16 protein-coding genes, 1 pseudogene and 1 riboswitch are annotated in these 17,469 nt (G+C 30.2%); of the genes and pseudogenes, 12 read left to right on the top strand and 5 right to left on the bottom strand.

The genetic code is table 11. The annotated features are described in order from the left end of the window. Window positions 1–385 precede the first annotated feature (385 nt). From J2Z43_RS10535 to J2Z43_RS10520, 4 genes are all read left to right on the top strand, one after another. Window positions 386–1,372 carry an ornithine cyclodeaminase family protein gene (locus tag J2Z43_RS10535; RefSeq protein WP_209457162.1) on the top strand — a complete coding sequence of 329 codons (987 nt, stop codon included), beginning with the start codon at window positions 386–388 and terminating at the stop codon, window positions 1,370–1,372. Window positions 1,373–1,406: 34 nt separating this feature from the next. After that, complete coding sequence (gene ilvD, locus J2Z43_RS10530) at window positions 1,407–3,059, top strand: dihydroxy-acid dehydratase (RefSeq protein WP_209457161.1); 1,653 nt, start codon at window positions 1,407–1,409, stop codon at window positions 3,057–3,059. Window positions 3,060–3,226: 167 nt separating this feature from the next. Next, window positions 3,227–4,027, top strand: coding sequence for a TrmB family transcriptional regulator (locus J2Z43_RS10525; protein ID WP_209457160.1), 801 nt, complete (start codon window positions 3,227–3,229; stop codon window positions 4,025–4,027). Between the two features lie 356 nt (window positions 4,028–4,383). Then, window positions 4,384–4,504, top strand: a riboswitch (FMN riboswitch). A gap of 108 nt (window positions 4,505–4,612) precedes the next feature. Next, window positions 4,613–5,230 (top strand): ECF transporter S component, encoded by a 618-nt coding sequence (locus J2Z43_RS10520; RefSeq protein ID WP_209457159.1) that lies wholly within the window; start codon window positions 4,613–4,615, stop codon window positions 5,228–5,230. Window positions 5,231–5,654: 424 nt separating this feature from the next. Here the strand turns inward: J2Z43_RS10520 and J2Z43_RS10515 are convergent, their stop codons facing one another. Further along, entirely contained in the window at window positions 5,655–6,806 is a 1,152-nt protein-coding gene (locus J2Z43_RS10515) for a YkvI family membrane protein (protein ID WP_209457158.1), read from the bottom strand. A gap of 315 nt (window positions 6,807–7,121) precedes the next feature. Then, complete coding sequence (locus J2Z43_RS10510) at window positions 7,122–8,348, bottom strand: DUF11 domain-containing protein (RefSeq protein WP_209457157.1); 1,227 nt, start codon at window positions 8,346–8,348, stop codon at window positions 7,122–7,124. A 379-nt stretch (window positions 8,349–8,727) separates the two neighbouring features. On the opposite strand from J2Z43_RS10510, the gene tsaE reads away from it, so the two are divergent. The 4 genes from tsaE (at window position 8,728) to tsaD (ending at window position 11,463) form a co-directional block, all read left to right on the top strand. Continuing rightward, window positions 8,728–9,180: a tRNA (adenosine(37)-N6)-threonylcarbamoyltransferase complex ATPase subunit type 1 TsaE gene (gene tsaE, locus J2Z43_RS10505; protein WP_024620927.1), complete on the top strand. Its 453-nt coding sequence runs from the start codon at window positions 8,728–8,730 to the stop codon at window positions 9,178–9,180. Then, window positions 9,180–9,896: a tRNA (adenosine(37)-N6)-threonylcarbamoyltransferase complex dimerization subunit type 1 TsaB gene (gene tsaB, locus J2Z43_RS10500; RefSeq protein ID WP_209457156.1), complete on the top strand. Its 717-nt coding sequence runs from the start codon at window positions 9,180–9,182 to the stop codon at window positions 9,894–9,896. The genes tsaE and tsaB overlap by 1 nt, the downstream gene beginning before the upstream one ends. A gap of 119 nt (window positions 9,897–10,015) precedes the next feature. Next, window positions 10,016–10,444, top strand: a complete 429-nt coding sequence (gene rimI, locus J2Z43_RS10495) for a ribosomal protein S18-alanine N-acetyltransferase (protein ID WP_209457199.1) — start codon at window positions 10,016–10,018, stop codon at window positions 10,442–10,444. Window positions 10,445–10,446: 2 nt separating this feature from the next. Beyond that, window positions 10,447–11,463, top strand: a complete 1,017-nt coding sequence (gene tsaD, locus J2Z43_RS10490) for a tRNA (adenosine(37)-N6)-threonylcarbamoyltransferase complex transferase subunit TsaD (protein ID WP_209457155.1) — start codon at window positions 10,447–10,449, stop codon at window positions 11,461–11,463. Window positions 11,464–11,592: 129 nt separating this feature from the next. Here the strand turns inward: tsaD and J2Z43_RS10485 are convergent, their stop codons facing one another. After that, window positions 11,593–11,949 carry a hypothetical protein gene (locus J2Z43_RS10485; protein WP_209457154.1) on the bottom strand — a complete coding sequence of 119 codons (357 nt, stop codon included), beginning with the start codon at window positions 11,947–11,949 and terminating at the stop codon, window positions 11,593–11,595. 255 nt (window positions 11,950–12,204) lie between these two features. After that, complete coding sequence (locus tag J2Z43_RS10480; protein WP_209457153.1) at window positions 12,205–13,128, bottom strand: hypothetical protein; 924 nt, start codon at window positions 13,126–13,128, stop codon at window positions 12,205–12,207. A 773-nt stretch (window positions 13,129–13,901) separates the two neighbouring features. On the opposite strand from J2Z43_RS10480, the gene J2Z43_RS10475 reads away from it, so the two are divergent. From J2Z43_RS10475 to J2Z43_RS10460, 4 genes and pseudogenes are all read left to right on the top strand, one after another. Beyond that, window positions 13,902–14,156, top strand: coding sequence for a hypothetical protein (locus J2Z43_RS10475; protein WP_209457152.1), 255 nt, complete (start codon window positions 13,902–13,904; stop codon window positions 14,154–14,156). Window positions 14,157–14,159: 3 nt separating this feature from the next. After that, window positions 14,160–14,267 (top strand): annotated as a pseudogene (locus J2Z43_RS15330) (N-acetylmuramoyl-L-alanine amidase); the annotation flags it as partial. Between the two features lie 461 nt (window positions 14,268–14,728). Then, window positions 14,729–14,905 carry a hypothetical protein gene (locus tag J2Z43_RS10465; RefSeq protein ID WP_209457151.1) on the top strand — a complete coding sequence of 59 codons (177 nt, stop codon included), beginning with the start codon at window positions 14,729–14,731 and terminating at the stop codon, window positions 14,903–14,905. Between the two features lie 148 nt (window positions 14,906–15,053). Further along, a complete protein-coding gene (locus J2Z43_RS10460; protein ID WP_209457150.1) occupies window positions 15,054–15,575 on the top strand; it encodes a 3D domain-containing protein in 522 nt (173 codons plus the stop codon). A 412-nt stretch (window positions 15,576–15,987) separates the two neighbouring features. On the opposite strand, the gene J2Z43_RS10455 is transcribed toward J2Z43_RS10460, so the two are convergent. Next, window positions 15,988–17,364: an MATE family efflux transporter gene (locus J2Z43_RS10455; protein ID WP_209457149.1), complete on the bottom strand. Its 1,377-nt coding sequence runs from the start codon at window positions 17,362–17,364 to the stop codon at window positions 15,988–15,990. Between the last annotated feature and the right edge of the window lie 105 nt (window positions 17,365–17,469).

The raw sequence follows: 17,469 nt of genomic DNA, 5'->3' as shown, positions 1-17,469 counted from the left end.
TTTTTATTTTTACTTAATATTTATATAATAAATTTATTTTATAGAATTAACTCAGAATAGAAACACTAGAGAGGACAGAAAATTGAGTTAAATTATTAAAATTAATTTTACATATTGACAAAATATAATCAAAATATATAATAGTTACTAAAGGGATATACTATTTTTAATGAAGAGTTAATGATCTAAGAAAACGATATCCTAAAGGAATTAAGTAAAAAATCAGATAATATTCAAAAATAGTAGATTAAAAAACTTTATTAAAAAAGATAAAATAACATGTTAATAATAAGACTAATAATATAGGGTACAATTTATTCAATTGTAAATTAAGTATTATTATCTGTCTAAAATCTATAAAAAATACAAAGGAGGAATAAGATTTATGCTACTATTATCAAAAAACGATATCGATAAGGTATTTACTATGAGGGACTCTATTGAAGGTGTAAAAGAAGCGTTTAAATTATTTTCAGAGGGGAAAAGTGAAGTTCCACTAAGAGGTCAAATTCCAGCGCCAAAGCACAGCGGAACATTTTTATCTATGCCTGCATACGTTGAAGATCTCGATATTGCATCATTAAAACTAGTTAATATATTTCCAAAGAATATAGATATGGGTAAACCTTCAGCTCCAGCAACTGTAGTACTAATGGATGGAACAACAGGTGAATTTAAGTCTATTATGGACGGTACATATGTAACACAACTTAGAACAGGGGCTGCTTCAGGAGCAGCATTTGATTTATTAGCTAAAAAAGACTGCAAAAAAGGCGCATTAATCGGAACAGGTGGACAAGCAGCTAAACAGTTAGAAGCAATGATTGAAGTAAGGTGCCTAGATGAAGTAATGGTATATGATATAAATTTCGATAGGACTAAAGCATTCGCTGAAAGAATGCAAGAAGAATTAAAATCATACAACACAAAAATAACAGCGGTGAAAACTTCTGGTGAAGCTGTAACTGATGCAGATTTGATAATTACTGTAACACCATCAGAAAAACCAGTGTTTGACGGAGGCATTGTGAAAAAAGGAGCTACTGTTAGTTGTGTTGGATCTTATCAGCCTCAAATGCAGGAGATGGATCCAGTTATATTAACAAGAGCGACTAAAATATATTTTGACTCAGTAGATGCAGTTCTTTCAGAGGCAGGAGATATACTTATACCACTAGATAATGGAACAATTACAAAAGACGATTTTACAGGGGATCTGGGAGATTTAATACTAGGAAAAATAACTGGAAGAGAAAATGACGACGAAATAATAGTATTTAAAACTGTAGGAATAGGAACACAAGATTTAATAACTGCAAAACATATTTACGACAAAGCGGTAACTTATGGCGTTGGAATAGAGTGGAATTAATTTAAATTAATTTGTATGTTGGGGAGGTATTAGGATGAAAAGTAATCGCGAATATTGGAATGGACCTAAAGCAGCACATAGAAGAGTAATGTTAAAAGCTTCAGGGTATACAGACAACGAGATTAAGAATAAACCTCATATTGGAGTTGCAAATTCATTTATGGAAGGATCACCGGGAAGTGCTCACTTGAGACAAATAACAGAAGCTGTAAAGCAAGGCATTTGGGCAGCTGGGGGTATACCTGTTGAGTTTGGAATTCCAGCGACATGTGGAAATGTTGCCAACGGTGCAGAAGAATTAAAGTACGAACAAGCTGGTCGTGATATAGTAGCTATGTCGATTGAGTTTGTAACGAAAGTTCATCATTTTGATGGTCTAGTTATGGTGGCCTCTTGCGATAACATAATTGCAGGAACGTATTTAGCAGCAGCTAGACTTGATATACCTAGTATGATTGTTACAGGTGGATCGATGCAACCGGGTAACTATCGTGGTAAAAAAGTAGTAGAGGCTGAACTTGATGTTGCAGTATTAAGAGGCGATAGTGAAGAATCACTTGCAGATATGGAAGAGCATGTTTGTCCATCTTATGGAGCGTGTCCTTCGATGGGAACTGCGAATACGATGCAGATGTTAGGAGAAGTATTTAACTTAGTGCTTCCGGGTACTGGTACAATTCCGGCGTCAGATAACCAAAAAATTAGAAAATCTAGAGAAGCTGGAAGCTATTCAGTTGAACTTGTTAGAAAGGGAATTAAACCATCAGACCTAATAACAAGAGAGACTCTGTTAAATTCGATTATGGTAGACATGGCAGTTGCCGGATCTACAAATGCAGTTCTCCACATTTTAAGTATGGCAGTTGAATTAGATATAGATATAACTATGAAAGATTTTGATAAATTGGCTGAGGATATACCATGTATATGTGGAGTTATTCCGAGTGGAGATTATACGGTTGTCGATTTCCACTATGCAGGAGGAATTTCCGTTGTAATGAAGATGCTTGAAGAAAAACTTTACACAGATGTACCTACAATGTTAGGGAATACATGGAAAGATGTTTTAAAAGATGTAAAAGCAGAGAGCACAGAAATTATAAGAAGTTTAGAAGATCCTCTATTTGATGAACCTGGACTTAAAGTTCTTAGAGGTAATTTATCCCCTAATGGTGCAATTGTCAGACCTACTGGAGTACCAAAAGAGATGAAGTACTTTAGAGGAAAAGCTAAGACATTTAATAATGACTTCCATGCGTTAGAGGCTATAGAATCAGGGAATATAGTACCGGGAGATGTAATAGTTATAAGATATGAAGGATGTAAAGGAGCACCAGGAATGAAGGAAGTAATGCTTTCTACAGATGCTCTAGTTGCCAAAGGATTACATACAAGCGTAGGTTTAGTGACAGACGCTAGATTCTCTGGATTTAACTATGGTGCCATAGTGGGTCACGTTTCTCCTGAAGCTTTTGACGGAGGGGTTATAGCCTTAGTTGAAGATGGAGATGTAGTAGTAGTAGATCTTGCAAAAGCAGAAGTAACTTTAGAAGTATCTGACGAGGAACTTTCAAAGAGAAGAGAAAATTGGACTCGACCAGAGCCGAAAGAAACAAAGGGTCTACTTGCTTTATTTGCTAAGAATTGTAGACCGGCAGAAGAAGGTGGGGCTATGCAGCCTTGGTAAAGTATAATTGGTAGCTGCAATTAGAAAAACACGTAATTAAAGACAAGTTTTAAATGAAATATTATATTAGGTCTGACATAAATGTATTTGTAGTCAGGCCTTTTGTTTTAGAAAAAATTTTAATATGTTAAAATAGAAGTAATAAAGTAAAGGGTGGTTATAATTATATGTTTGATAAAGAGATTTCCTTATTAAATAAGCTTGGATTGACAGATTCAGAGGCCAAGGTTTACTTAGCTCTGCTTAGAAATGGAAGTGCATCAGGATATGAGGCAAGCAAAATTTCAGCAGTTCCGCGTTCAAAAATATATAATATACTTGAGTCTTTGACTATGAAAGGCTATATATTATTTGCAGAAGAAGAAAACAACAATAGATATGCTGCTGTACCTATAGATGAAATAGAAAAAAAGGTAAAAAATGAAACTAACGACATACTAGATGAACTTACAACATCTTTAAAAGATTTTCCATCAAATACTGATTTAGATTACCTATGGCATATTCGCCAGAACTCAAATGTATTTGCTAAGTGTAGAGAAATTCTTCAAAGAACTGAGAGTGAACTTTTACTACAGATATGGGAAGAAGATCTACCAAAACTTTTACCAGAGATCAAAAGGCTAGAAGACAAAGGGATAAGAATGGGTATTGTATATTTTAGCAATGATGAAAAATCAGAGGTTCCACTAGAGAAATACTGTAGACATGGATTAGTAGAAGAGAAATTAGAAGAGATGGGTGGAAGATGGATTACACTTGTTTCAGATATGAAAGAAGTAGTATTTGGGCAAATTATAAGCGACTTAACAGTAGAGGTCATATGGACAGAGAGCAGGCCTTTGATAGTATTAGCTGCAGAGTGTGTTAGACACGATATGTACTTTTATAAAAACGCAGACATTTTTAAAGAAGCGATGCAGAAAGAGCTTGGAGAGGATTTCTTAAAAGTTAGAGATATATTTTAATATCGATTTAAGAGATAATAAAAACTTGGCAATGCCTTGATAATTAATAAAAAATAATCAATTAAAATTAATAAGTATTGAGGCTACAATGATTTTAACTATTATATAGATGTAATAGTGTAGTGTGCATTTGCCGCCAATTTGCCACCCTTAATATAAAAAAACAAGAAACGATAAAACAGGAATTGGATAATTGGATAATATAAAAATAATATATTCTGTATTATTAGTGGTACCAAGCTTTTAATATTTTTTTTAAATAATAAAAAGGATTTTTATAAATATAAAGCTAAAACTACTTGACTTTAAATAAAAAAGTAACTATCATAGTATATGTAAGGAAAATAATAAATATAGAAGATCTTCGGGGCAGGGTGAAATTCCCTACCGGCGGTGATAGCCCGCGACCTACCATGGAGTAGTTGATTTGGTGAAATTCCAAAGCCGACAGTAAAGTCTGGATGAGAGAAGAGATTGGAAAAGCTTAAAAACAAGTTATTTTGTTTTAGACTGATTCATATACTCGAAGATAAAGACCTTCGAGTTTTTTATTTTTCCTAATAAATTCAATTAGGGGGAATTACGATGCATAATCAAAACACAGTCAATAGACAGACTTCATTAAAAACTAGAACACTAGTTATGATGGCAATTTTATCTACTATATCATTTATACTTATGTATATAGAGATGCCAATACCAGGTATTTTTCCAGATTTTCTAAAAATAGATATATCTGATATACCCGCAATATTAGGGGGGATGAGTTTTAGCCCTATAGTGGGTGTAGGGATAGTAGTTGTCAAAAATATAGTTCATGCGATAACAGCGACTACATCTGGTGGTGTAGGAGAGATAGCAAATGCTTTAATTGGCGGGGTTTACGTGTTTGTGATTTGCTATATTTACAAGAAAAGTACAGACATCAAGGGCGTAATAGCAGGAATCGTTTTAGGAACACTGGCAATGACTGTTGTAGGGGCTATAGTTAACTATTTTATAACTCTTCCATTTTACGGTCAACTTATGGGACTTGATGCTATAATAAATTTAGGGTCAGTTATAAATCACAGAATAACAGACTTATTTAGCTTTGTAATTTGGATGATAGTTCCATTCAATATATTAAAAGGAACATTGTTGTCAATATGCAGTGTGGTTTTATTTAAGAAAATGGGTCATATAATCAATAACAAATATTAGTATATAATAGTACGATAAATATAAATAAAGAATAAAGAGCTTATCTCAAAAGTATGTATTTGAGATAAGCTCTTTTTAAATGTGTTAAAAAATATAAAATATCAAAAAAATGCTTATTAAACGTTGTTTATATACTGTTTTGTATTAATATGCTTGAAATTGATACTGAAAAAGCGATATATATTTGCATAGCCTATGTGATTTTATTTATATATCGTTATAAATAATTATAAGAAATTAAATTTTTAAATATCTTAAATTAAATATTACTAGAAAAAATAAATGAGCTTATCTTAATTTAATTTAAAGATAAGCTCATTTAGAACAATAAATTTAGTTAAAAAATGAATCTATTTATATATTTAATATTTTAAAGATGAACATATTGTGTGATTGTTGTAAAACTTATTTCTATTTAATTTTATTATATTTCCTCTTCTACAACGTTTTGATGCTCATTTTTAAACTTTTTATTTTTCATATGACCAACAGTCAATACTGGTATGATTACTACAAATATTCCAAGTATTCCAGTATATCCATATCCAATTTGGACTATAGCTGTAAGCCCAAAAAGGGATATAGCCATTGATAATACCATACAACATAAAGATAGAAGACCTCTTCTTACAGTAATGTTTTCTGGAACTTTTATAAGGGTTTCAAATCTTGTAATAGCGCCAAATACACAACTTATACCTGTAGAAATAAACGCGAGTAAAAGTACAATTGTATATACTAAAACTAGCCAATCTTGACCTAACTGTTTACAGATATAAAGAATTGGAAGAGTTTCTCCTGAAGTTCCTGGAAGCCATGCAAATAGCATCATACAGCTTAGAACTATCATTACACTGTTTAGAATGAAACCTACAATAGTTGTATTGTTAATATCTTTATCTGTTTTAAGAGGTTGGGAGACGCTTATAATGATAGACCAGACGATAGCTTGGAATCCAGCGTATTTTAGGCCTAGCCAAAGTGCGTTCCAAATTGATTCAGTTGTGTATCCTGTCGTAGTTAAATTTATAAAATTTCCAGAGTTTGCAGTTATTCCTATGTAGCAGATTAGAGTTAGACAGATAACAATTATAACTGTCATTAGAGTGGAAGCTTTTCTTATAAGATTAGCTCCAAAGATTGTTAGTATGAATAGTATAGTTCCAGTTATTACAACACCTAAATTGTAACTTAAACCAAAGTCGCTAAATAGAGCAGCAGCACCTGCTATTGATCCACCTGTTGCAAGTAGTACTATAATTATATAGCAGACTTCGAATACAATAGAGAGAACTTTATCGTAAGGCTCATATAGTTTTTTAGATAGTGTTCTATAATCGTATGCGTTATAGTTTCTAGCCATCAACATTGTTTCTCTATAAACTAAAGCTATGATTCCAATAATTAAGATTGGCATCCAAAGTGTGTACCAACCTTCTTTAACAAAGAAATTCATTGTCTGATTACCTGTAGCAAAGCCCCCACCTACATGAGCGCCAAACCAAACTGAAGCAACACCAAAAACACCTTTCCAATTAACTTTAGAACTTGATGGATCTAAGTTATTGCTTTTCATTATAAACATCTCCTTTGTTATAATTATATTCATCTTTGTTGTTATTATAACAACAATAAGGCCGCCAGTCTATCAAATGGAACAATTTGTAATAAACAGATTGCAGAATATGGGTTCTGAAAGCCTATAGATGGGATTTACAAAAACATAAAAAATCAACTTGCAGATGAATAATATAATTTATTGTTTATTTAAAGGTGTTTACAATTAGAGAATATCAGTATATTTCTACAAGTTGATATGGCTTTGGATAGTGAAGTAAAGATCGATTAGAGTCCTAAAAATAATTATTAATATAGCTTTTTATAACTTTGCTTAGTGTGAAATTTCAGCGGTCAGCTCAACATAACTTTTGGAGACTACACATCTGTCATCAGATGACTGGTATATGATATCTGTTACACATCCATTTACTTGTATTGCATTTTCACTCGTGTAATCACATAGTAATATAATTGTGCCTTTAAAAGGAGCCTCTATTCCTTCTACTCTTATTTCCTCATTTAAATTCGTTGTCGAATAACAAAAGTTATATAGTATTTTACCAGTTACAAGTAATTTAACTCCATTTATACTATTTGGAGATGTTGAATTACATCTTATAGAGTTTATTGGTTTCCAATCTGATATAATCAAATCTCCGTTCATCCAATTTACATGATCAATATCTGGAAGCTGTTTTGGTATACAAGTAGAATTATCAAAAATAAATTGTCTTTTATAGCTTAGATTGATACTTATTTCTATTATATTTGAATAACATATATGTGCTCCTACATATCCGTTCGGCAAAATGTAGTTGTATGTTGTACTAGAGCTACTTTGAATAATACCACTGCAATCAGATGTTAAAATTCGTACTTGATATTCAACTACTATGCTTTGACCAACGCCAATATTACCCAAGTTTACGCCATAATTTAAGTTTACGTTTTCTATAACTGTTCCATTTATAGTAAATGTACCATTTATTAAACTAGTGGAATTGGGGTTGTTGTCTTCTAGTAGAACGTCATATGCTTCTAAATGACTATTATTTTCTAAAAGTATAGTGTATTTTATAATATCATTTAATGAAGCGCTGTTTGAACTAGAGCTTTTACTAACTTGGATATTGTTGTCATGGATCATTATAGTTAGTGGGCTAGCTGTTACCTTTCCATTAAAAGCATTATCCTTGTCATTGGAGTTGTAATTATAAAAAACGGTAATATTAGTAGTCATAGCATTGCAATTCTCATCAGAACTTACAACCTCGACATTAAAAGTTATTAATTTTTTACCTTTAGGCTCTATAGTTCCAGTTTCAATACCTGAAACTATATTAGCATCTTTATATTCAATAGAATCAATTTTTACACTTCCATCTACAAACTTAAAACATGGATTGAGTTTATCAATTACAACAGCGTTATCTATGGTTGTTTTGCTTTTATTGTATACTGTTAGATTGTACTGTATTATATGTCCTACAACTGCATGATTTGTTGAGACATTTAATAGCAATGAAATCCTTGGATCAACTACACTAGGGTCAAACATATTATTATCTCCACCTTTCCTAATATATGTATACGTTCAGGGGCAGTAGGTTATTATTATTTTATTTGAATAGTATTTTTAAAAGCTTAAAAATTATTATAAGCGCAGACTGGAGTGCAGATTAAGGTGAAAATTAAATCACAGAAATGATCGAGAAAATAGTTAAATAAATAACTAATAAAAACATATGATAAATATAATGAAAAAAATAATTTAATATTTAACAATGATATTTACTTGCTAATAGATTTGAATTTATAACAACATTATAATAACAGTATAAGAACTTTATAATACATGGATATTATTATATAATAATTAATATAGCAATAAATGAGCACAATAATTAAAAGTTGATATAAATAATGGAGATGGGCAAATGTATAAAGTGTACCTTAAAGATGAGGAAGAAACGAAAAGCTTTGGATACAAACTTGGTGAGATAGTTAAAAAAGGGAGTATAATATGTTTGTTGGGTGATTTAGGTGCAGGAAAGACTACATTCACACAGAGCCTTGCAAAAGGTCTTGGTGTTTGTGATTATGTAACAAGCCCGACATTTACAATAGTTAACGAATACGACGGAAGAATTCCGTTGTATCATTTCGATGTGTATAGAATTGGAAGTAGTGAAGAAATGTACGATATTGGTTATGATGAATATATAAACTCAGATGGAGTGTGTATAATCGAGTGGGCAAATCTAATAGAAGATATCGTGCCAGAAGAGCGCTTAACTATAGAACTAAAATATGTAGAAGACGGAAGAGAAATGATACTAACTCCAAAAGGAGAAGAGTATACTAGGATTGTTGAGGAGTTGTTAAAATAATGAAGGTCTTAGGAATTGATACATCTTCTATGGCGGCTAGTATAGCAGTAATAGAGGATGATAAACTTATATGTGAATTTGTGGTTAATGATACAAAGACGCATTCGCAAAAACTTATGGTAATGATAGAAAATATGCTTAAAATTTCTGATATAGATATAAATGATATAGATTTATTGGCAGTTTGTATAGGACCGGGATCGTTTACTGGAATAAGAATAGGTGTGTCTACAGCGAAAGCTATTTCTCATGTAAACGATGTGCCTATAGTTGCTGTAAATTCATTAGAATCACTAGCAGAAAATGCAAGTCTAACTAAAAAAAATATTGTACCTATTCTAGATGCTCAGAAGAATCAAGTTTACTCTGCAGAGTATAAATACAATATGACTGATAAAGATGATAGTTTAAACGTTAAAAAAGATATTGAGATAAAAGAAGTAGACGCATTAGTTGAAGAGATAAAGAATAGCGATGAAGAGTACGTTATTTTAGGTGAAGCGGTGTATAAGTACTTAGATAAATTTAAGAATATTGAAAACGCAACAGTTTGCGATAGTATATACAATGTTTCAAAAGGAAGTAGCCTTTGTTTATCAGCCATAAATAAATATAAACTAGGAAAAGATATATATAATTGCTATGATATAAAACCAATGTATATAAAGAAATCTCAAGCAGAAATACAATATGAACAGAAAAATAAAGAGGTATAAATATGATTGATGGTAAGCTTAATAATAATGATAAGTTTAGTGGGTTAGATAATAGAGATAATGGTTTAGGCAATAAAAATAAAGCGTTGATTGAAAACGATGGATTGATATTAGTAAAAATGACACAAAAAGAAATATGCGGTGTGTTTGAAGTAGAGAGAGACTGTTTTGAAGACTTCTGGAGTAGAGAATCATTTACAAAAGAGCTATCAAATAACTTGGCACATTTTCTAGTGGCTAAAATTGGAGATAAAGTTGTGGGATATGTAGGAACATGGTTTATTTTAGACGAATGTCATATAAACAGTATTGCTGTCCACAATGACTATAGAGGTAGAAAAATTGGCGATAGACTCATGAAAGAACTTATAGTGCTTTGTGAAGAAAATCAAATTGTGGCGATGACTCTTGAGGTTAGAAAGTCAAATACTGTGGCTCAAAATTTATATAAAAAATATGGATTTAAAATTGCTGGTATTAGAAATGAATATTATTCAAATAATCGAGAAGATGCAATAATAATGTGGAATCAGTTAAAAGAGGTGTAATAATGAAGGATATTATAACATTGGCTATTGAGAGTAGTTGTGATGAAACTGCAGTAGCCATTTTAAAAAATGGAAGAGAAGTTCTAGCAAATATCATCTCTACGCAAATTGAAACGCATAAAAAATTTGGTGGAGTTGTACCGGAAGTAGCTTCTAGAAAACACGTAGAGAATATAGATATAGTAGTTCAGGAAGCTTTAGATAAAGCTGAAGTTGGATTTAAAGATATAGATGTTGTAGCTGTTACATATGGGCCTGGTCTTGTTGGAGCACTTTTAGTTGGACTTTCTTATGCAAAATCTCTTGCATTTACTTTAGGAATACCTCTAGTAGGAGTAAACCATATTGAAGGACATCTCAGTGCAAATTATATTGAGCACTTAGAACTAAAACCTCCTTTTATAACTCTTATAGTGTCTGGTGGGCACACTCACTTGGTTGAGGTAAAAGACTACGGTAGATATGAGATACTTGGAAGAACTAGGGATGATGCATCAGGAGAAGCATTTGATAAGATTGCAAGGGCGATGAATCTCGGATATCCTGGTGGACCTATTATAGACAAGCTTGCTAAAAAGGGCAATAAGGATGCAATTGATTTTCCTAGAGCTTATATAGATGACAGCTACGATTTTAGTTTTAGCGGTCTGAAGTCTTCAGTTCTTAATTATCTAAATGGTAAGAAAATGAAAAATGAAGATATCGTAGTTGAAGATGTAGCTGCATCTTTTCAAGAAGCTGTTGTAGAAGTTCTCTCAAATAAAGCTATAAAGGCAGCTAAAGACAAAGGATACGATACTATAACATTGTCCGGTGGGGTCGCCGCAAACTCTAGACTTAGAGAAAAAATTGTGGAACTTTCTAAGGGAATAGAAATCAATATAAAGTATCCGCCACTTATACTATGTACTGACAATGCTGCTATGATTGGATGCGCTGGTTATTATAACTATATAAATGGTGTTCGCAATGATATGAGTTTAAACGCTGTCCCTAATCTTAAAATAGGGGAAAGATAAGTATAAAAAAAAATTTACTTTTAAAGATAAAAATGATCAATTAAAACCCTTCCGAGAGTAAAAATTTTAAATCCCTCAGGAAGGGTTTTATCTATATTAAGATCTCCATTGGGTTATAGTTGTAGGACGTTATATGTGTCGGAGGGTTTCACCCCAAGACATTAAGAATCCATCATGTGCATTATCTAGATAAGATACTTCTAGTATATTTATAATGGAGTCTATAGAATAATCTTTAGTCTTAATCTTTGTTTCTAGACTTTTAAAAATATTATCTATATGTATATCTATTTCTTCAAAAAATAACTTATGCTTACAAATATATTTAATTCCAGAAAGATCATCATTTATTAGATATTGCCCAATTATATCCAAATAAAGAAATAGGTCTTTGCTATTTTGAATATCTTTTACTAATTCTATTCTTTTGTTATTGCTTTCTACTATGTTTCCAGTGGAAATTTCATTAATAGTCTTTATATACATCTAATACCCCCATTATAGATAAAAAAGATTAAAGTATACACTATCTTTTATCTCAAATACACTAATATTAAACTTTATAATCTTTAGTAATACAAAAATACAAAATCCAATTAAGGCAAAAAGTATTGCAAAAAAAATTAATTGAATCGTATTTGGAATAAAATATACAACATCGAATATATGTTCTGTGTAAATTATATACCTTTACTAATACATTTTCAATAGGGATTAAAAAAATATACAAAAAAATCCATTTTACAATGGATTATATTTTTGATTATATGTGATTAAAGCTTCGTGTGAATCTATTTTATAACCTAATTTTTCTTTAAAATCATTTATCATTTGTATTGTCCACTTATCTTTTTTCTCTTCGGACATCTTATGTAAAAAACCAGCTATTCTAAGATGCCTAGGAGTCAAAGTCCAGAAATTGAGAGTTTTATTTAAAAAACTAAACCTCTGTCTAAGTGCAATCTGGGAGATAGGTTTTACACCATTTTCATTTTTTGAAGTAGGTTTTGTCTTAATAAAGTATTCGGACTCTTGGTTGAAATCATAAGACAAACTAGTAGTTAAATGTTCTAAACATTCAGGACTCATAAGTTTGTAGTATGTTCTTTGTCTCTTAGCTTTATTTGCTAGGTCAATAAATATATCATCGACAATTACTTCTTTACCATTATCAACAACAATATTATTTTCAAAATCGACATCTGAAACTTTTAGATATCTAAGATTGTGAAGGCTTAGTTCAGTAAAACCACAGAAAACAGAGTAAACTATAAATCTATCCTGATAATTAATTAAACTATTGCATATATCAATAATTTCCTTTAGAGTAGGATATTCAAAAAGATTTTTTTCTATGTTGACTGGATTTATACATTTAAAAGATATATCTAAATTTAATTCATTCATAAGCTTAGTAAGTATGCTTGTTTTAGTCGCGCTAGTTTTATATCTGTCTTTCCCAAGGGTATCATTTACAAAATTTTCAGTATCTTTAGACGTTAAATTTACTGCGATATAACAATTTTCTTCAGTTATAAGTTTATTATCCTTATTTAAAAAATGTATAAACTCAGAATACATTTTTGAGGCTATAGTCTTATCCCTTGGAGACCAATCTTCTATTAAATTTTCAATTTCTTGTTGATTTAGAAGGTTATATTTCATAAAGACACTCCTTTATATATTTACATTCGTATGTTAAATCATTTCTCAAAAGTTATATTTCATTTCTAAACTAATTTGATGTTTAGAGTAAGCGGTTATCCTTTTCTAAACTAAAGTTTATTTTTAAATGCTTTAAGATCGATTTATAAAATAACTTGGTAGGTAAGCTGTAGATAATTTATAAAAAATAGTTTGTTATTTTATAAAACACATTTCTTAATAACTAATTAATACTCAATAATATAAATTATTGTTTAAATCATGTCTTTATTATAGAAATTATATGAAGTTATGTCAATTGAATATAAAATCAAATAATTTAAATTAATTAACTTTAAATGGATAAATTGTAAAAAAATATTGACATATTTTCAAATTATTGATAATGTATATGAAAATATGTTAATTTAAATTATGGGGATGAACTACTTCAGAGTTTCTAGAGGAGAAAATTTAGCAGACGACTTAAACTGAATAATTCTAGATCTTGAAAGTTTGATTAGTCATACTAAAATTACAGACAATTAAAAAAAGGTACTGCACTTAATGTAATTGGGTTTGATTGTGATAAATATCCTAAAATATAAAATACTTTTATGCCACATATATTGTTAACATTAGGAATTATATATAGTATTTGGATTCAAGGTGTCTCTCCTGGATCAGTATTACAAGGATTATTATGTGCTGGGTCATCTATGGGATTGTAAGATACATTTAAACCATTTAATCAAAACAACTAATAATTTTCTTTAAAATTAGGAGGAATAAAAATGGAACAAATAGGATCAGAGCTTATAAATTTAGGGGTTGTAAGTGTAATAGCATACCTTCTACCTAGCAATATTTTTTCAGAAAAAAAGGAAGATAGAGATTTATATAGACAAAGTGTAGATACCTTTACGGAAGTCTCTAGGCAGTTCGCTGATAGCATTCAAGGGCCTAGTTCTAGAATTGAAAATGTAGTAAAGGGCACCGAGAGAATAGAGCAAAAACTAGATAATCTTATAAATAGTAGGGAGGAATAAATTATGAAAATATGTATAACAGTAGGACATAGCATCCTGAAAAATGGTAATTGCACAAGTGCAAGTGGGGTAGTGAATGAATATCAATACAGTAAAGCTTTAGCTCCAGTCTGTACAGTTTAAATGATAAGAGTACATATAGTTTACATGTGAAAATTGTAAAAGAGATTTAATAGTATATAATAGAATGAATCCAACGCTTGTAGTACATAGACAAGAAAAAGTAACTTGCTTTAATTGTAAAAATATAACAATAGATCCAAAAACAGAGGAAAATTCGCAACTCTTCCCGAAAGAATATAAAAAGAGCAAAAAAAGTCTGTGTAAAAGCTTCTGGATGATAATGTTATATGAGGAGTTATTTTTACAAAAATGAAAGGAAAAATATAATTTATGAAAAAATTTTCGTATGAAATTTATCCCAATAATATTTGCAAAAATAATATAAAATAACTAATGTAAAGAACAATATAAAGTTAGTAAAAAATGAACTTTAAATTTATATTGATAGACTATATCAAATAAAAAATAAATTAATAAACCTTAGTAAAGAGGTACAATTGGGGTGAATGATGAATATAATATTAACTGATGTAATATTGTTAATTATTGGAGTAATAATTGGTGGGTTACTGGAATATAGATATAAAAGATTGTATAATATCGAAGTTGAAAAAACGACAAAAGAAGTCATAGAATTAAAAGAAGAAATTAAGAAATATGTTGAAAAAATAGAAGTATTGCAATAAACTATTAAAGTATCCAGCAAAAACAATATCCCATTAGTCAAAAAGAAGAGAAACTTTAATAGATAATAATAATTTATAAGGAGTGATTTTTATTCGAAAAAAGATATTGTGGGTCTTAGTTAGTACGTTACTATTTCTATTAGTAACGGTGACGATATACGCGGAAACAGATACATCAGTAAAAAAAGTGGATGATGAGATGTTTAAAAAAGGACAAACACATATAGTCTCAGAAGTAAGTGCTGTTTTACAAAAGGGTTTAAATGAGTACAAAAATAGTGAAGAATATAAACTTTTTAGGGTTAGAGAAGATCTGGAAAAAGAACTTGGTGTAGATATAAAAAAAATAGAGCCTATAGTTTGTGAGATTACTTACTATTCGAGTCTAGCTTGTGAAAATGGGCCTTATGGATTAAAAACTGCTTCAGGTGTTGATATGAATAGTAAGACTGTGGCAAATAACTTCTTGGATTTTGGAACTGATTTATATATAAATGGCCATGGACATAAAGTGGTTCAAGATACAGGAAATAAGAGATACTTTGGGACTGTAAATAGATTTGATGTGTATGTTCCAAGAAATAATAATGAGAGTGAATCCTCGTATTATAATAGAGTAAACAATATGGGAAGAAAAACTACAACAGGATATATAATTGTAAAAGATTAATTGTGGATGAAATATAGAATAATACAGAAAATTAAAGTAACAATAAACTATTTAAATGCAGAATAATACTATTAGAGTGAATATAAATGATAAATGTAAAAATAGAATTAACAAAAGAAAAATGTTAGCAAAGTTATCATGTTTGATTTTAATTATAATCCATATAATAAGAAGTAAGAATAAGTATAGAGTAAGTAAAAATTAAGTATAAATTTATAGAATTGATTTAAATTTCATAAAATAAATGATTAATGTAACAATAAAAATAAAAAGTGATTTAAGTAATAATTTAGCCAAGATAAATACATGTAGAATACACATTTTAAAATATATAAATCATATAAAAAGCCGGTTTCTTAACGATATAAGGAACCGGCTTTTGTTTATTTCTCAGAAATATATACAGATAAATCTAATTCATTTCCTTTACAATATTGGCAGCCCATTTTTTAGATAAAACCCTCGGAAGTCCAAATGCAAGCTTTATTAATTCTTCTGAATACGTCAGTAAAAATAAAATGTATATAGGGTATCCACTAAATGCTGCAAAGAATGTAAGCGGTAAAGCGGCAAACCATATACTAGCCTGCTCTAAAATAAGTGCGTATTTAGTATCTCCGCCACTTCTAAGTATACCTATAATCATTAGGGTGTTAAATGCTTTAAGTGGCATCAATATACCTAAAATAAGGAATATTTTTATGATATTAGGAGCTAACACATCAGTTACATTGAACATTTTTAGCAAAAATGGTACATTTATAATCAAAAGCCCGCCCATAATAATCCCTGCTATAATAACTAAGATAGAGAATTTTTTTGCATACTCTAGAGCCTTTTTTATATTGTCAGCACCAAGCTCATTTCCAAGCATAATTCCTCCACCTGAAGCTATACATACGCAAGTCATTATAAAGAAGTTACCAGTAGTAGTGGCTATCTGACTGGATGCTATTGCGGAGGTTCCAGCCTTTGAATATGCAACAGCGTATAAAACTGTTCCAAAAGCCCACGCTGAGTCGTTTAAGAAGATCGGTATACTTTTTGATAAAAATTTACTTGTAAAGTCTTTAGTTATAGATTTAATATTTGTAAATCCAAATCTAAGTGCATAATTTTTTTTATAAATGTATACATAAAATAATAATAATATTATTTCAACCATCCTTGCTATAACAGTAGCTAGAGCAGCTCCCTTAACACCAAGGTTAGGCATTCCTAAGTTTCCGAAAATAAGGCCGTAGTTTAAGATAATATTTGCAATAAGTGCGAATAAACTACATATCATACCAAGTTTTGGATTTCTAATACTTCTAGATCCAGTGCTAAATACAGTACTTATCGCAATAAGCGGATAAGAAAAAATAACAATACTGAAATAATCCTTACATATTCTTACTACTTCTTGATCGTATGAGAAAATGTGTATTATCAATTCTGGTTTTAATGATACTGGAATCAAAAATAATAAAGAAAGAACTAGTGCAAATCCGCAACTTAGTCCTACAACTTTTTTTATATTATTTGTATCTTCTTTACCATAGAACTGTGAAATAAATACACTAGCACCACCAGTTACACCGGATAAAGACATATTAAATAAAAAGAATACTTGATTTGCAATACCTATTGATGCAATTGAGGTTTCTCCCAAACCACTTACCATTACAGTATCAATAACATTTACAGATGCAGAAATTAAGTTTTGGATAATTATTGGTATACATAAGAAAAATAAAATCTTATAGAACTTTTTATTTTCTTCAGTTATTGATAGTCCTAAATTCAATAAATCACCACTTTCATATTGGTTTAAAGTGCTGTAGAATAATCTAATATTTAGATATATTGATAAAAATTCACATATATGAATTTGGCTTGTTAAACGAAAATC

Origin of the sequence: Metaclostridioides mangenotii (genome assembly GCF_017873185.1) — a bacterium.
GTDB classification, from domain to species: Bacteria; Bacillota; Clostridia; order Peptostreptococcales; family Peptostreptococcaceae; genus Metaclostridioides; species Metaclostridioides mangenotii.
The sequence above is the reverse complement of the archived record's forward strand: the minus strand, read 5'-3'. Positions and strand labels throughout refer to the sequence as shown.

Excerpts from the sequence above, each read along its gene's own strand:
- J2Z43_RS10510 (WP_209457157.1), bottom strand. The coding sequence starts at position 8,348 with ATGTTTGACCCTAGTGTAGTTGATCCAAGGATTTCATTGCTATTAAAT.
- J2Z43_RS10480 (WP_209457153.1), bottom strand. The coding sequence starts at position 13,128 with ATGAAATATAACCTTCTAAATCAACAAGAAATTGAAAATTTAATAGAA.
- J2Z43_RS10520 (WP_209457159.1), top strand. The coding sequence starts at position 4,613 with ATGCATAATCAAAACACAGTCAATAGACAGACTTCATTAAAAACTAGA.
- ilvD (WP_209457161.1), top strand. The coding sequence starts at position 1,407 with ATGAAAAGTAATCGCGAATATTGGAATGGACCTAAAGCAGCACATAGA.
- tsaE (WP_024620927.1), top strand. The coding sequence starts at position 8,728 with ATGTATAAAGTGTACCTTAAAGATGAGGAAGAAACGAAAAGCTTTGGA.
- tsaD (WP_209457155.1), top strand. The coding sequence starts at position 10,447 with ATGAAGGATATTATAACATTGGCTATTGAGAGTAGTTGTGATGAAACT.
- J2Z43_RS10465 (WP_209457151.1), top strand. The coding sequence starts at position 14,729 with ATGAATATAATATTAACTGATGTAATATTGTTAATTATTGGAGTAATA.
- J2Z43_RS10535 (WP_209457162.1), top strand. The coding sequence starts at position 386 with ATGCTACTATTATCAAAAAACGATATCGATAAGGTATTTACTATGAGG.
- J2Z43_RS10475 (WP_209457152.1), top strand. The coding sequence starts at position 13,902 with ATGGAACAAATAGGATCAGAGCTTATAAATTTAGGGGTTGTAAGTGTA.
- tsaB (WP_209457156.1), top strand. The coding sequence starts at position 9,180 with ATGAAGGTCTTAGGAATTGATACATCTTCTATGGCGGCTAGTATAGCA.
- rimI (WP_209457199.1), top strand. The coding sequence starts at position 10,016 with ATGACACAAAAAGAAATATGCGGTGTGTTTGAAGTAGAGAGAGACTGT.
- J2Z43_RS10485 (WP_209457154.1), bottom strand. The coding sequence starts at position 11,949 with ATGTATATAAAGACTATTAATGAAATTTCCACTGGAAACATAGTAGAA.
- J2Z43_RS10525 (WP_209457160.1), top strand. The coding sequence starts at position 3,227 with ATGTTTGATAAAGAGATTTCCTTATTAAATAAGCTTGGATTGACAGAT.
- J2Z43_RS10515 (WP_209457158.1), bottom strand. The coding sequence starts at position 6,806 with ATGAAAAGCAATAACTTAGATCCATCAAGTTCTAAAGTTAATTGGAAA.